Here is a 14105-nt window from a genome sequence, read left to right on the forward strand (position 1 = left end):
GGAGCTTTACTGTAGCCTGATATTGAATTTTGGTACAGTTTGTACAGGATAGGCGGGAGCCATTGAAACCGGAGCGCTAGCTTCGGTGGAGGCGCTGGTGGGATACCGCCCTGACTGTATTGAAATTCTAACCTACGGGTCTTATCGACCCGGGAGACAGTGTCAGGTGGGCAGTTTGACTGGGGCGGTCGCCTCCTAAAGTGTAACGGAGGCGCCCAAAGGTTCCCTCAGAATGGTTGGAAATCATTCGTAGAGTGCAAAGGCATAAGGGAGCTTGACTGCGAGACCTACAAGTCGAGCAGGGACGAAAGTCGGGCTTAGTGATCCGGTGGTTCCGCATGGAAGGGCCATCGCTCAACGGATAAAAGCTACCCCGGGGATAACAGGCTTATCTCCCCCAAGAGTCCACATCGACGGGGAGGTTTGGCACCTCGATGTCGGCTCATCGCATCCTGGGGCTGTAGTCGGTCCCAAGGGTTGGGCTGTTCGCCCATTAAAGCGGTACGCGAGCTGGGTTCAGAACGTCGTGAGACAGTTCGGTCCCTATCCGTCGTGGGCGTAGGAAATTTGAGAGGAGCTGTCCTTAGTACGAGAGGACCGGGATGGACGCACCGCTGGTGTACCAGTTGTTCTGCCAAGGGCATAGCTGGGTAGCTATGTGCGGAAGGGATAAGTGCTGAAAGCATCTAAGCATGAAGCCCCCCTCAAGATGAGATTTCCCATAGCGTAAGCTAGTAAGATCCCTGAAAGATGATCAGGTTGATAGGTTCGAGGTGGAAGCATGGTGACATGTGGAGCTGACGAATACTAATAGATCGAGGACTTAACCATATAATATGAAGCGATGTTATCTAGTTTTGAAAGAATATAAAAAACTTGTTGACTTTCAAAGGTGAATGAGTTATAATGATTCTTGTCTTAAATGAATACAGTCTGGTAATGATGGCAGAGAGGCCACACCCGTTCCCATACCGAACACGGAAGTTAAGCTCTCTAGCGCCGATGGTAGTTGGGACCTTGTCCCTGTGAGAGTAGGACGTTGCCAGGCAAAATGGAGGATTAGCTCAGCTGGGAGAGCACCTGCCTTACAAGCAGGGGGTCGGCGGTTCGATCCCGTCATCCTCCACCATATATGTCGGAGGGGTAGCGAAGTGGCTAAACGCGGCGGACTGTAAATCCGCTCCTTCGGGTTCGGCAGTTCGAATCTGCCCCCCTCCACCATTCTTAATTAATGGGCTATAGCCAAGCGGTAAGGCAACGGACTTTGACTCCGTCATGCGCTGGTTCGAATCCAGCTAGCCCAGCCATTAAGAGCCATTAGCTCAGTTGGTAGAGCATCTGACTTTTAATCAGAGGGTCGAAGGTTCGAATCCTTCATGGCTCACCATTTTAATCAAATATGCGGGTGTGGCGGAATTGGCAGACGCACCAGACTTAGGATCTGGCGCCTTTGGCGTGGGGGTTCGACTCCCTTCACCCGCACTTTTAATAAAATAACTCATACATGTCTTGCGGAAGTAGTTCAGTGGTAGAATACAACCTTGCCAAGGTTGGGGTCGCGGGTTCGAATCCCGTCTTCCGCTCCAATTTTCAATATGACATGCCGGGGTGGCGGAACAGGCAGACGCACAGGACTTAAAATCCTGCGGTGGGTGACCACCGTGCGGGTTCGACCCCCGCCCTCGGCACCATATGCGCCCGTAGCTCAATTGGATAGAGCGTTTGACTACGGATCAAGAGGTTAGGGGTTCGACTCCTCTCGGGCGCGCTTTTATTAACGGGAAGTGGCTCAGCTTGGTAGAGCACCTGGTTTGGGACCAGGGGGTCGCAGGTTCAAATCCTGTCTTCCCGATTTTCCCAAAAACATGGGGCCTTAGCTCAGCTGGGAGAGCGCCTGCCTTGCACGCAGGAGGTCAGCGGTTCGATCCCGCTAGGCTCCACTTTATTTTTTATATGTCGGAGGTATACCCAAGTTCGGCTGAAGGGATCGGTCTTGAAAACCGACAGGCGGTGAGAATCGCGCGGGGGTTCGAATCCCTCTACCTCCTCCATTTTTTCAAAAAAAGTGGTTTAGTTACATATAAAAAAATATTGATTTTCCTTCATGGAGGTATACCCAAGTTCGGCTGAAGGGATCGGTCTTGAAAACCGACAGGCGGCGAGAGTCGCGCGGGGGTTCGAATCCCTCTACCTCCTCCATTTTTTCAAACAATATAATATCGTCGCGGGGTGGAGCAGTACGGTAGCTCGTCGGGCTCATAACCCGAAGGTCGCAGGTTCAAATCCTGTCCCCGCAACCAATGGTCCCGTGGTGTAGTGGTTAACATGCCTGCCTGTCACGCAGGAGATCGCCGGTTCGACCCCGGTCGGGACCGCCATTTATGTTGGCTCGGTAGCTCAGTCGGTAGAGCAGAGGACTGAAAATCCTCGTGTCGGCGGTTCGATTCCGTCCCGAGCCACCATTTTTTTTTATGCCGGCTTAGCTCAATTGGTAGAGCAACTGACTTGTAATCAGTAGGTTGGGGGTTCAAGTCCTCTAGCCGGCATCATTTAGGGGCATAGTTTAAAGGTAGAACTGAGGTCTCCAAAACCTCCAGTGTGGGTTCGATTCCTACTGCCCCTGTAAAGTATATGGGCCTATAGCTCAGCTGGTTAGAGCGCACGCCTGATAAGCGTGAGGTCGATGGTTCGAGTCCATTTAGGCCCACCATATATATTCCGCAGTAGCTCAGTGGTAGAGCTATCGGCTGTTAACCGATCGGTCGTAGGTTCGAGTCCTACCTGCGGAGCCATGGCCCGTTGGTCAAGTGGTTAAGACACCGCCCTTTCACGGCGGTAACACGGGTTCGAATCCCGTACGGGTCATAAAAAAAGAGTCAGCAATGTGCTGACTCTTTTTTATTATGTGTATGCCTCTTTTTTATCATCTTATTTTTCTCAAATAAATAAAGGGATTTAGGAAAAGCTATGGTATGTATTAAAAGGAGGAGATAAAAATGACGCGAGTTAGAGACTTTATGAGTACTCATATTGTACATTGTACCCCGTTAGATAATGTATATGAGGCTGCTGTAAAAATGAAGGAAGAATCGGTTGGATTGATTCCTGTTGTTGAAAATGAACAAGTTGTTGGGCTTGTTACTGATCGAGACTTAGTTGTTCGTGGGATTGCTGAAAAACATCCTGGATCTAATAAAATTACAAATATAATGACAACAAACATTGTTTCAGTTTCTCCAGATGATTCGATTGAAAAAGCTACAGAATTAATGGCACATTATCAAATTAGACGCTTACCAGTAGTTGAGAGTGGGCAACTTGTGGGTATGCTAGCACTAGGTGATTTAGCTATAAGAGAATCGGCTGATGATCAAGCTGGCTTTGCTTTAAGTGAAATCTCGGAGCACATGGAATAAATTATGTATAAAGATCAGATACATTATTCTAGTATATATGGATTAAACTAATATGTTAGCGTGATGTATCTGAGACATTATATAATAAGTATAGCGTTAATATTTTCGACAGTTTTTTTAAATTTGTTATTCCTAATTTTTAATAAGAGAAAAAATGATATACTAATAGATATAAGTATTATGATAGATTTTGAATATAACGATATTTATTGTTAATGATGTAATAATGAATTAATATTTCCTACATAGATAAAAAGGAAAGGGGAATTATATGAGGGCTGCACAGGGCGATCCAAATTGGAATTTGGTTACAGATACATATATAGAACCAAACAATTTCGCTAAGTTATTTTCTTTGCTTGTACCTTGTCATCCAAAAGGTGAAGGGAAAGAGCGAACTATATTAGTATGGAAAGAAAAAGAGTTTTATAAAGAAGAAAATTTAGCGGCATTTATCGTATATGGAATGAATAAAGTAAAGGGTTTACCGCAGTTTCATAAAGATGAAATTCCAACTCTAGTACGTATTCTGCGTTTATGTCAAGAGATTGGTTGGTATGAAGAGGCAAATGATTTTATGATAAGCCAGGGACTAGATGAATTTGTCCAAACTTCATTGGAATATGAAACATGGGATCTTTTGACGCAAGCGGTTGCTTTAAACTATTTAATTATTAAATATCGTATTGGTGAATTAACAGATGGCGATGTAGAAATTTGGAATCGAGTTAAATTTAGTGAGAAATGTATAACAGATTGTAAACATCTATTATCTCATAAAGAAGTATTGGAATTTACATTTTTTTATATGTGTAAGCGAGCTAAAACACTATCAAAAGAACAATTAAATAGTGATATGATGAATCTAGCGATGTATTGTAATACTTTTGTGTATGATTTGTATACACATGACTTATTACGAAAGTATCGTAAGTGTACAGATTTTCTATCATATTATGGACCGAGTCAAGTAGTTTTAGCTTGTCAAAGAGCTGTGCTTTCTCAAATTTCAGATCGATTAGATCCATTAAAGACAACACATGTAGATGATTATTTATATGTGATGAAAGAAATGATGGAGCATATGACGATAGGGGTAATGGATCGATATGGTCATTTTATTGGAAAGTTGCTATCATATGTACCATTTTTTGAAATGATTCAAGTTCCACAGCATGCATATTATTGTGAAGAATTACTGTATATTTGTAAGGGTATTGAATACAAAGAAGAAACACTACGCAATTATATATTTATACAATTACATGATTGTTTACCATCATTCTTTAAACAATTTCTTAAAAATAAGCGTTATGCAACGATTCATGATATTCTTTTCTATTGGTGCGACGATGAACAAAGAATGAGCTTAGAGAAAAAATATAATCTTAGTTTTATTTATGAAAAATATGCTTGTGGATAAACCGTATTTTACATATTAAAAATTAATATAAATTAAAAAAGGATCTCAAGTTTATGTGAGATCCTTTTTTTTAGTAAAACAAGGAGAAAGTAACTAAGATAAGAAATAACATTCCATAAAGGAGAAATTGTGCAGTAGAACTTCCTTGTATACCAAAAAAAGTATTCATTTTTTCATATAAATTCAGTATATATTTCATTGGATTATCTTTGAAATATTGGTACACAGTGTCTCCTCTTTCTAAGCTTCTTGTTCATGTTTTTGGTTATGAGGAACATTAACGTATCTAGCTATGAATAATAAAACAGTCATAAAGAATACAGGAAGTACGGTAGATAAATAAAAACCATTATTAATTATATTTGTTATAAGAGCACTCAAAAGGAAAATTACATTATAAATATGGGCTATTTTTTGTTTTAGCCGCATTTGTAATGCTTCCATAATGATTTCTAAGGCAACAAAAGCAATAATAATAGATAAAAATACAGTGTTCGTATTATAAATGATTAAACAACAGATTAAACCAAAAAAGGACAGGTATTCAATAATGAGAGGTATATTGCGTGGCATAGAATTTACCTAACTAAATATGGCAGTGGGTTCACTGCATTTGTTTTTTCAAAATTCCATTCCCCATTATGTAATTCAAAATGGAGATGTTGCCCGTATGAATGACCTGTATTTCCCATATGACCGACTAATTGTCCAGCTTGCACTTGATCCCCAACTTGTACAGCACGATCCTTCATATGAGCATAAACTGTTGTATATAATTTTCCATTTATTTGATGGGCGACGAACACGACATTGCCGTAGCTAGCCGAATAATAAGATTTCACAACTTTACCTGTAGCAGCAGCTTGAATAGAGATGTTGCCTTGTGCTGCAATATCTATACCATAATGCATTTGTTCCCAGCGCATATCAAAAGTTGAGCTAATTCTTCCTTGAGTTGGAAATTTGAAAACAGCTGGAATTGATGAAGGTTGAGCTGTTTTAGTTTGTGATTGATTTTGATGTTGCACTACATAGTGTTTTGCTACATATCCGTATCCTGTGCCAAAACGAATTTTATACCAAGTACCTACCGTTTCTACTACTTGTACTTGTGTACCATTTTGTAATGAACCAAGTAGAGTGCTACTTGTACTAGCGTTGCTACGTACATTTAATTTTGGTGTTGCAACAGTATAAGAAGGAGAACCTTGTACAGTTACACCTTTTACTAGAGGTGTGGATCCATTAGATACAAATGTTTTTTGTACGTATCCAATTTGACCATTATGTAATATTTTGTACCAATCCCCTTGTTCACCTTGAATGGTAATGAATTGACCATTTGGTAATATATCTAGAATAGAAGACTCTGTATTAGGTTCAGAACGAACGTTTAATGCGTTTGCATTTACGATATATTGATTCTTTGATTGAACATTTTTTTTGAATAGAATTGCATCTTTTTTCATATAGCCTGTTTTGTTGTTAACAGATACTTTATACCAATCTTGAGTTGTCTCAAGAATAGTAACCGGGCTATTAAATCGAATATTATCAATTATTGCACTGTCTGCATTGTTATTTTGATGTAGTACAACGTTGTCAATTTTTACATATCCAGTTTTTACTTTAGATGGTTGCTTAGCAGCCGCTGTTTGTATACCGGATTCTCCCATAGAAGGAAGTAAAGAAACAATTGCTATAGTAGTTGCTGTTAAAGCTGTAGCTTTCATATTCATGTAATAAAGACCTCCTCTAGTTGTATAGTTGTATTTTTATTATAGTATAAAGATATAATATATTGGTCGTATTCACATAAATGTAATATGAAATCAATAAAAATAATGTTAGAAGAGAGGTTCGTATATAAATATTGTATATATCATTTGCGGGGGCGCATTTATATTTGTTCAACATGTTAAGATTTAATTCGCAATTAAGAAAATTAAAACAGTTGATGATGTCTTATTACGGTGTTATACTGACAGTGATAATTTTATAGTTTGCTAGGAGAGCTGGTGTTGCCAGCTGAGAGTGGGCCGTAAGCCTTTGATCCTTTTCATTACCTGATCTAGATTATGCTAGCGTAGGGAAGCAATTCGGACACTAACAATGAGTCCCCGTTTCTTTGCGTATAGAAACGGGGCTTTTTTATTTGAAAAATTCATATTGAAACCACTAGGGGTGCTTGATGTGCTGAGAGAGGAATAATCCTTAACCCTTACAGACCTGATCTAGGTAATACTAGCGAAGGGAAGTGGAACAACGAATAAATGTATAATTTTATTTGCTGTAACCACTTCTTATATATAGAAGTGGTTTTTTATTTAGGTACATATATTGAAAGGGGAAATAGAAATGAAATTTTGCGATAGATTATTAGAAACTGTGCAACCTGTTTGGGAGAAAAGTCATAATCATCCGTTTGTAGTAGGTATGGGGGATGGCACGTTAGAAAAAGATAAATTTCAGTATTATATTATTCAAGACTATTTATATTTGTTAGATTATGCAAAGTTATATGCGATTGGTGTTGTAAAAGCAACGAATCCACAAGTTATGGCAAAGTTTGCAGAGCAAATAGATGGTATTTTAAATGGTGAAATGACGATCCATAAACAATATGCAAAAAGACTTGGTATTTCTGTACAAGAGATGGAATCTGCGAAACCATCTGCTAAAAATTTAGCTTATACAAATTATATGATGTCTGTATCTCAAAATGGCACACTTGCGGAATTAATAGCAGCACTTCTACCATGTATGTGGAGTTATTGGGAGATTGGAAAGCGTTTAAATGATATTCCTGGAGCAAGAGATCATGAGTTTTTTGGTGAGTGGATTCAAGGATATAGCTCTGAAGAATACGGCGACCTTTGTATTTGGTTAATAGACTTATTAAATGAAATGGCGGTTGGAAAGTCTGAGAAAGAACTAGACCGATTAGAGGAGATTTTCTTATATTCCAGTCGATTTGAATATTTATTCTGGGATATGTCCTATCGTAAGGAGATGTGGGGATTTGAGGAGCAAGAACATACTACAGTTTCATAATGTTTCTTTTCATTATGATGAGAAACCAATCATCAATGAATTAAATGCTTCTATACAAGATAAAGAGTTTGTAAGTATTATCGGACCGAGTGGATGTGGGAAAAGTACTTTATTTCGCCTTATTACAGGATTAGAAGAGGCAAGTACTGGACAGATAGAGCTGATAGAAACAAAGAGTCATCCTGTAGGGTATATGCCTCAAAAAGATATGCTCTTACCGTGGAGGACGATTATTGAGAATGCTGCTCTGCCGCTAGAGTGTCAAGGTGTGCAGAAGAAAGAAGCACAAGTAAAAGCGAAAGAACTGTTACATAAATTTGGGTTACAAGGATACGAGGCGAAATATCCGAAAGATTTATCTGGTGGTATGAGACAACGTGTATCTTTTATCCGAACTTTATTAACGGGCGGGGAGATATTATTGTTAGATGAACCGTTTAGCGCATTGGACGCTTTAACGAAGGCATCTTTGCAAGAATGGTTGTTTGAACAATGGAAAGAGTGGGAAAAAACAATTTTATTTATCACTCATGATGTTGAAGAAGCGTTGTTTCTTTCTAATCGAATTTTGGTTGTAGAAAATCAACCGATAGCAACTTTAACTGAGCGAATTGTGCCGCTTGAGCGTAACCGAACACGAAAGGATTTATATAAGCCTGAAGTATTGGCGCTTAAAGATGAGCTCCTTAGTATGTTACAAAGGCAGGTACTTGTATGATGAACCGTTTGAAAGAATTAGTTCCTGCTCTTACACTTTCTAGTATTTTACTCGTTATGTGGGAAGTAGGGGCAAGAATTGTAGATGAGATGTACATTTTACCGCCACCATCTGCAATTGTAATGAAGATATGGAAACTAAAAGACATATTATTTACGGTTCATTTACCGGCAACGTTATACGTCGTTTTAATAGGTGTTGCTATTTCTATCGTATTAGGTGTGGGGCTAGCAATGTTAATGAATGCGAGTACGTGGATGGAAAGAGCATTTTACCCATTATTAGTAGCTTCGCAAACCATCCCGATTACAGCACTTGCGCCCCTATTTGTTTTATGGTTTGGATATACGATCTGGAGTAAGGTTGTTGTCACAGTTTTAATTACGTTTTTCCCAATTGCGGTCAATACGTATGATGGACTGCGTAGTACGAAGAAAGAGTGGGAGGAGCTCTTAGTTACGTATGGTGCAACGAAAAAAGATATTTTTCTAAAGCTAAAGTTGCCATCTGCTCTTCCTTACTTTTTCTCAGCGTTAAAAATTGCAGTTCCGCTTAGTGTGATCGGGGCGGCAATTGGAGAATGGCTCGGTGCACAAGCTGGGCTTGGATATTTCAGTAAAAGAATGATGACGCAGTTAGACGGAGCTGGTGTATTTGCACCCATTGTATTGTTATCATTATTAGCTATTTTCTTCGTCATACTTATTTCCATATTAGAAAAGAAATTTATTAGTTGGAGGAAACATTCATGAAATTATTAAAACGCATCTTTGTGTTTACATTATTAGTTGCAATGATTGCAGGATGTTCGAGTAATTCAGCATCAGATAAGAATAAAACAGAAAAAGAAATAACAGTAATGCTTGATTGGTACCCGAATGCGGTACATAGCTTTATTTATACGGCAATTGAAAAAGGATACTTTAAAGAAGAAGGAGTAAAGGTGAATATTAAATTCCCTTCTAATCCGACTGATCCATTAACGTTAGCTGCTGCAGGGAAAGTGACAGTTGGTCTGTATTATCAGCCAGATGTTGTCATGGCCAGAGCAAATGAACAAATTCCAGTAAAATCAATTGGAGCTGTCGTACGTTCGCCGTTAAATCATGTTGTATCGCTGAAATCAGCAGGTATTAAGTCACCTAAAGACTTAGAAGGAAAAACAGTTGGATATTCTGGAACCCCTTTAAGTGAAGCATATTTAAAAACGATGGTAAAAGAAGATGGTGGTAATCCAGATACAGTAAAAGTAGTCGATGTTGGATTTGATTTAGTACCAGCGTTAATTACGAAAAAAGTAGATGCTGTAACAGGAGCATACATTAACCATGAAGTACCTGTTATGCGTCATGAGGGCCATGAACCAGCATACTTTAATCCAGCTGATTACGGAGTACCGAACTATCATGAGCTTGTGTTTGTAACGGGTGATAAAACGTTGAAAAAAGATAAAGAAGCATTGCAAGCCTTTTTACGTGGGGCACAAAAAGGGTATGACTTTATGAAGAAAAACCCTGATGAAGCATTAAATATTTTATTAGATCATCAAGAAAAAGAAAACTTCCCGCTTGTACCAGAAGTTGAAAAAGAAAGTATGAAAATTTTATTAGAGAAGATGGAAACGAAAGATGAGCCATTCTTATCGGATTCAAAAGAGTCATGGGAGAAACAAAACAAATGGTTGAAAGACAAAGGAATGACGAAAGAAATCGTTCCAGCCGATGAATTATTTGAAAACATTTTAAAGTAGGCGAATGAATATGAAAAATGAGCTCCATGTAATCTCAAATGGCCATATGCCATTCGAAGAGTTAGTGAATGTAGCGATGCAAATTGAGAGTGAGATTGATTATTTGCATATTCGTGAGCGTGAGAAAAGTACGAAGGAATTGTATGAAGGTGTGGAAAGTCTTTTGGGGAAAGGCTTTTCGGCATCGAAGATAGTGATAAATGATCGAATTGATATTGCTATTCTATTAAATATTCCGCGTGTTCAGCTAGGATATCGAAGCGCAGATGTAAGGTTAGTAAAAGAAAAGTTTTCTTATTTGCATGTTGGCTATTCAGTACATTCTCTAGATGAAGCGATAGTGGCATTTAAAAATGGAGCGGATTCCCTCGTTTACGGTCATGTATTTCCAACGGCTTGTAAAAAGGATGTGCCAGCAAGAGGATTAGAAGAAATTGCTCATATGGCAAGGTGTTTATCCATACCAATAACTGCAATTGGTGGAATCACTCCTGAAAATACAGGTGATGTTCTTGCAAATGGTGTAAGTGGCATTGCTGTTATGTCTGGGATTATAAGCAGTAGTAATCCGTATAGCAAGGCGAAATCTTATAAGGAATCAATAAGAAAGTGGGCGGGAAAACATGTGTAAGAAGTATGATGTAGCGATTATTGGCGGAGGTGTAATTGGTAGCTCAGTTGCACACTTTCTAGCAGAAAGAGGGCATAAAGTAGCGATTGTAGAGAAGCAAAGAATCGCATCTGAAGCTTCGAAAGCAGCTGCTGGTTTGCTCGGTGTTCAGGCAGAGTGGGATGAATATGACCCGCTATTTGAACTTGCTAGGGAAAGCCGTGCTATATTTCCACAACTTGCAGAAGTTTTACGTGAAAAGACAGGCATCGACATTGGGTATGAAGAAAAAGGCATTTATCGTATTGCCCAAAATGAAGATGAGAAGGAAAGAATTCTTCGTATTATGGATTGGCAACAGAAAACAGGTGAAAATTCCTACTTTTTAACGGGGGACCATTTACGGGAAAAAGAGCCGTTTCTATCTGAGTCAATTATAGGAGCGGTATATTATCCGAAAGATGGTCACGTTATTGCGCCAGAGCTTACGAAAGCACTCGCGCATTCCGCGGCATTTTCTGGAACTGACATATATGAACAGACAGAAGTGTTTGATATTCAAATTGAAAACAATACAGTGGCTGGAATTGTTACGAGTGAAGGTGTAATAACATGTGAAAAAGTCGTTATCGCTGGAGGCTCATGGAGTACGAAATTACTACATTATTTCCATAGTGATTGGGGTACATATCCTGTTAAGGGCGAGGTTGTTGCAGTAAGAAGCAAGAAGCCTCTCTTGAAAGCTCCTATTTTCCAAGAAAGATTTTATATCGCGCCGAAACGTGGTGGACGTTATGTAATAGGGGCAACGATGCATCCTCATACGTTCAATAAAACTGTGCAACCCGCAAGTATTACTTCTATATTAGAGCGTGCTTATACAATATTACCGGCTTTAAAAGAAGCAGAGTGGGAAAGCACCTGGGCAGGATTAAGACCACAATCGAATCACGAAGCTCCTTATATGGGAGAGCATGAAGAAATAAAAGGTTTATATGCTTGTACTGGGCATTATCGAAACGGTATTTTATTAAGTCCTGTTTCTGGTCAGTATATGGCTGATTTAATAGAAGGAAAGCAGGAGAATCACTTGCTAGATTCATTGCTTTCTAAATCGGTTTAGAAAGGGGATGGAAGTTTGAATTTAAAAATTAATGGTAAGCAAATTGAAGTGCCGGTGAGTGTGAAAACAGTAGCTGAGCTACTTACATATTTAGAATTAGATAACAGAATTATTGTAGTAGAGCGTAATAAAGATATTTTACAAAAGGATGATCATAAAGATACATCTGTTTTTGATGGAGACCAAATTGAGATTGTAACTTTCGTAGGAGGCGGTTGATTATGTTAAACATTGGACCATTTTCATTTCATTCTAGACTTTTATTAGGAACAGGAAAATTCCCTGATTTTGATGTACAGCAAAAGGCAATTGATGTATCTGAGGCTGAGGTTTTAACGTTTGCAGTACGTCGTATGGATATATTCGATGCAAAGCAGCCTAATTTATTAGAGAAACTTGATGTGAAAAAGTATAAGTTATTACCGAATACAGCTGGAGCAAAAAATGCTGAAGAAGCTGTTCGTATTGCAAAATTAGCAAAAGCCTCAGGGCTTTGCGACATGATCAAAGTAGAAGTTATTGGTGATGATAGAACGTTATTACCTGATCCAGTAGAAACGTTAAAGGCATCTGAAATGTTACTAGAAGAAGGATTTATCGTTCTACCATACACATCTGATGATGTTGTATTAGCTCGTAAATTACAAGAACTTGGTGTACACGCGATTATGCCAGGAGCATCACCAATCGGTTCAGGGCTTGGTATTGTAAATCCGTTAAATTTAAGCTTTATTATTGAACAAGCGACAGTACCAGTTATCGTTGATGCTGGTATTGGTAGTCCAGCTGATGCGGCATTTGCAATGGAATTAGGAGCGGATGGCGTGTTATTAAATACAGCTGTGTCAGGAGCAAACGATCCTATTAAAATGGCACAGGCAATGAAATTAAGTATTGAAGCAGGACGTTTAGGCTTTGAAGCGGGGCGTATTGCACGTAAACGTTGTGCAACTGCAAGTAGTCCTTTAGAAGGAATGAGCGTAGTTGAATAATCGATATTCTCGCCAAGAATTATTTTCTCCAATTGGAGAAGAAGGGCAACGAAAAATAAGAGAAAAGCATGTACTCATTATCGGCGCCGGTGCATTAGGTAGTGCAAATGCAGAGATGTTTGTAAGAGCTGGTGTAGGCACAGTAACAATTGTGGACCGGGATTATGTCGATTGGAGTAATTTACAAAGGCAGCAATTGTATGCAGAGAGCGATGTAGAGAATAATCTTCCGAAGGCTGTAGCGGCAAAAAAACGTCTAGAAGAGGTTAATAGCGAAGTAAGAGTAGAAGCTCTCGTTCAGGATGTAACGGCTGAAGAGTTAGAAGAACTCGTTACAAATGTTGATGTAATTATCGATGCGACTGACAATTTCGAAACGCGTTTCATTGTGAATGATATATCGCAAAAATATTCTATTCCATGGGTTTACGGGGCATGTGTAGGGAGTTATGGCCTTTCTTACACAATTCTTCCAGATAAAACGCCATGTTTATCTTGTTTATTACAATCGATTCCGCTTGGCGGAGCGACATGTGATACAGCGGGTATTATATCACCTGCTGTATCTCTTGTCGTTTCTCATCAAGTAACGGAAGCTCTTAAACTGTTAGTGGAAGACTATGAATCGCTTCGAGATGGACTTGTGTCGTTTGATGTATGGAAGAATGAATATTCATGTATGAATGTACAAAAACTTCGTAAATACAATTGTCCTTCGTGTGGTGATAATGCGCTATACCCGTATTTAAATAAAGAAAATACTTCAAAAACAGCAGTTTTATGCGGGAGAAATACAGTTCAAATTAGACCACCTCATAAAGAGGAAATGAATTTTGAACAATATAAACAGCTGCTAGAAGGCCGCGTGAATGAGTTAAATGTAAATCCATATTTACTATCTTTCTCTGTTGAAGAAAAGAGGTTAGTTGCCTTCAAAGATGGCCGTGTACTTGTACACGGAACGAAAGATATAAGCGAAGCAAAGACGATTTATCATCGCTATTTTGGATAGAAAAGGA

At 39.0% G+C, this 14105-nt stretch carries 13 protein-coding genes, 20 tRNA genes, 2 rRNA genes and 2 riboswitches (1 of these 37 cut by a window edge); of the genes, 33 read left to right on the forward strand and 2 right to left on the reverse strand.

The window, feature by feature from the left end:
• The 24 genes from LUS72_RS03670 to LUS72_RS03785 all read left to right on the forward strand — a co-directional run.
• A 23S ribosomal RNA gene (locus tag LUS72_RS03670) occupies positions 1–831 on the forward strand (it extends 2091 nt beyond the left edge of the window).
• A 101-nt stretch (positions 832–932) separates the two neighbouring features.
• Positions 933–1048 (forward strand): 5S ribosomal RNA (rrf, locus tag LUS72_RS03675).
• A 5-nt stretch (positions 1049–1053) separates the two neighbouring features.
• Positions 1054–1129: transfer RNA gene (locus tag LUS72_RS03680), tRNA-Val, on the forward strand.
• 8 nt (positions 1130–1137) lie between these two features.
• Positions 1138–1221: transfer RNA gene (locus LUS72_RS03685), tRNA-Tyr, on the forward strand.
• Positions 1222–1232: 11 nt separating this feature from the next.
• A tRNA-Gln gene (locus LUS72_RS03690) sits at positions 1233–1307 on the forward strand.
• 4 nt (positions 1308–1311) lie between these two features.
• Positions 1312–1387: transfer RNA gene (locus LUS72_RS03695), tRNA-Lys, on the forward strand.
• Positions 1388–1401: 14 nt separating this feature from the next.
• A tRNA-Leu gene (locus tag LUS72_RS03700) sits at positions 1402–1482 on the forward strand.
• A gap of 29 nt (positions 1483–1511) precedes the next feature.
• Positions 1512–1586, forward strand: a tRNA-Gly gene (locus tag LUS72_RS03705).
• Positions 1587–1602: 16 nt separating this feature from the next.
• Positions 1603–1691 (forward strand) — tRNA-Leu (locus tag LUS72_RS03710).
• A gap of 3 nt (positions 1692–1694) precedes the next feature.
• Positions 1695–1768, forward strand: a tRNA-Arg gene (locus tag LUS72_RS03715).
• Between the two features lie 10 nt (positions 1769–1778).
• Positions 1779–1852: transfer RNA gene (locus LUS72_RS03720), tRNA-Pro, on the forward strand.
• Positions 1853–1867: 15 nt separating this feature from the next.
• A tRNA-Ala gene (locus LUS72_RS03725) sits at positions 1868–1940 on the forward strand.
• A gap of 18 nt (positions 1941–1958) precedes the next feature.
• Positions 1959–2051: transfer RNA gene (locus LUS72_RS03730), tRNA-Ser, on the forward strand.
• A 55-nt stretch (positions 2052–2106) separates the two neighbouring features.
• A tRNA-Ser gene (locus LUS72_RS03735) sits at positions 2107–2199 on the forward strand.
• A 24-nt stretch (positions 2200–2223) separates the two neighbouring features.
• Positions 2224–2300, forward strand: a tRNA-Met gene (locus LUS72_RS03740).
• A 2-nt stretch (positions 2301–2302) separates the two neighbouring features.
• Positions 2303–2378, forward strand: a tRNA-Asp gene (locus LUS72_RS03745).
• An 8-nt stretch (positions 2379–2386) separates the two neighbouring features.
• A tRNA-Phe gene (locus tag LUS72_RS03750) sits at positions 2387–2462 on the forward strand.
• 11 nt (positions 2463–2473) lie between these two features.
• Positions 2474–2546 (forward strand) — tRNA-Thr (locus LUS72_RS03755).
• 6 nt (positions 2547–2552) lie between these two features.
• Positions 2553–2623 (forward strand) — tRNA-Trp (locus LUS72_RS03760).
• Between the two features lie 10 nt (positions 2624–2633).
• Positions 2634–2710: transfer RNA gene (locus LUS72_RS03765), tRNA-Ile, on the forward strand.
• 7 nt (positions 2711–2717) lie between these two features.
• Positions 2718–2792: transfer RNA gene (locus LUS72_RS03770), tRNA-Asn, on the forward strand.
• A 1-nt stretch (position 2793) separates the two neighbouring features.
• Positions 2794–2865: transfer RNA gene (locus LUS72_RS03775), tRNA-Glu, on the forward strand.
• A gap of 131 nt (positions 2866–2996) precedes the next feature.
• On the forward strand, positions 2997–3416 hold the full coding sequence (locus LUS72_RS03780; protein ID WP_097831334.1) for a CBS domain-containing protein: 420 nt from the start codon (positions 2997–2999) through the stop codon (positions 3414–3416).
• Between the two features lie 271 nt (positions 3417–3687).
• A complete protein-coding gene (locus LUS72_RS03785) occupies positions 3688–4839 on the forward strand; it encodes a DUF3965 domain-containing protein (RefSeq protein ID WP_097831333.1) in 1152 nt (383 codons plus the stop codon).
• A gap of 240 nt (positions 4840–5079) precedes the next feature.
• Here LUS72_RS03785 and LUS72_RS03790 read toward each other — a convergent pair whose 3' ends face one another.
• Positions 5080–5412 carry a hypothetical protein gene (locus LUS72_RS03790; RefSeq protein ID WP_097831331.1) on the reverse strand — a complete coding sequence of 111 codons (333 nt, stop codon included), beginning with the start codon at positions 5410–5412 and terminating at the stop codon, positions 5080–5082.
• A 5-nt stretch (positions 5413–5417) separates the two neighbouring features.
• Positions 5418–6578 carry an SH3 domain-containing protein gene (locus tag LUS72_RS03795; protein WP_264448608.1) on the reverse strand — a complete coding sequence of 387 codons (1161 nt, stop codon included), beginning with the start codon at positions 6576–6578 and terminating at the stop codon, positions 5418–5420.
• Positions 6579–6837: 259 nt separating this feature from the next.
• Positions 6838–6949: riboswitch (TPP riboswitch) on the forward strand.
• A gap of 60 nt (positions 6950–7009) precedes the next feature.
• A riboswitch (TPP riboswitch) is annotated at positions 7010–7112 on the forward strand.
• An 85-nt stretch (positions 7113–7197) separates the two neighbouring features.
• On the opposite strand from LUS72_RS03795, the gene tenA reads away from it, so the two are divergent.
• The 9 genes from tenA to thiF are packed head-to-tail and all read left to right on the forward strand — an operon-like array spanning position 7198 to position 14098.
• Complete coding sequence (tenA, locus tag LUS72_RS03800) at positions 7198–7893, forward strand: thiaminase II (protein ID WP_097831329.1); 696 nt, start codon at positions 7198–7200, stop codon at positions 7891–7893.
• Positions 7862–8611 carry an ABC transporter ATP-binding protein gene (locus LUS72_RS03805; protein ID WP_097831328.1) on the forward strand — a complete coding sequence of 250 codons (750 nt, stop codon included), beginning with the start codon at positions 7862–7864 and terminating at the stop codon, positions 8609–8611. The genes tenA and LUS72_RS03805 overlap by 32 nt, the downstream gene beginning before the upstream one ends.
• Positions 8611–9363, forward strand: a complete 753-nt coding sequence (locus LUS72_RS03810; RefSeq protein WP_097831344.1) for an ABC transporter permease — start codon at positions 8611–8613, stop codon at positions 9361–9363. Before LUS72_RS03805 ends, LUS72_RS03810 begins: the two co-directional genes overlap by 1 nt.
• On the forward strand, positions 9360–10361 hold the full coding sequence (locus LUS72_RS03815) for an ABC transporter substrate-binding protein (protein ID WP_097831327.1): 1002 nt from the start codon (positions 9360–9362) through the stop codon (positions 10359–10361). The genes LUS72_RS03810 and LUS72_RS03815 overlap by 4 nt, the downstream gene beginning before the upstream one ends.
• 10 nt (positions 10362–10371) lie before the next feature.
• A complete protein-coding gene (tenI, locus tag LUS72_RS03820; protein ID WP_264448609.1) occupies positions 10372–10992 on the forward strand; it encodes a thiazole tautomerase TenI in 621 nt (206 codons plus the stop codon).
• Entirely contained in the window at positions 10985–12094 is a 1110-nt protein-coding gene (gene thiO, locus LUS72_RS03825; RefSeq protein WP_264448610.1) for a glycine oxidase ThiO, read from the forward strand. The genes tenI and thiO overlap by 8 nt, the downstream gene beginning before the upstream one ends.
• Before the next feature lie 15 nt (positions 12095–12109).
• Complete coding sequence (gene thiS / locus LUS72_RS03830; protein ID WP_097831324.1) at positions 12110–12313, forward strand: sulfur carrier protein ThiS; 204 nt, start codon at positions 12110–12112, stop codon at positions 12311–12313.
• A 2-nt stretch (positions 12314–12315) separates the two neighbouring features.
• Positions 12316–13086 carry a thiazole synthase gene (gene thiG / locus LUS72_RS03835; RefSeq protein ID WP_097831323.1) on the forward strand — a complete coding sequence of 257 codons (771 nt, stop codon included), beginning with the start codon at positions 12316–12318 and terminating at the stop codon, positions 13084–13086.
• Positions 13079–14098, forward strand: coding sequence for a thiazole biosynthesis adenylyltransferase ThiF (thiF, locus tag LUS72_RS03840; protein ID WP_097831322.1), 1020 nt, complete (start codon positions 13079–13081; stop codon positions 14096–14098). The genes thiG and thiF overlap by 8 nt, the downstream gene beginning before the upstream one ends.
• Positions 14099–14105: the final 7 nt, after the last annotated feature.

It is taken from the genome of Bacillus cereus, from assembly GCF_025917685.1.
GTDB classification, from domain to species: Bacteria; Bacillota; Bacilli; order Bacillales; family Bacillaceae_G; genus Bacillus_A; species Bacillus_A cereus_AT.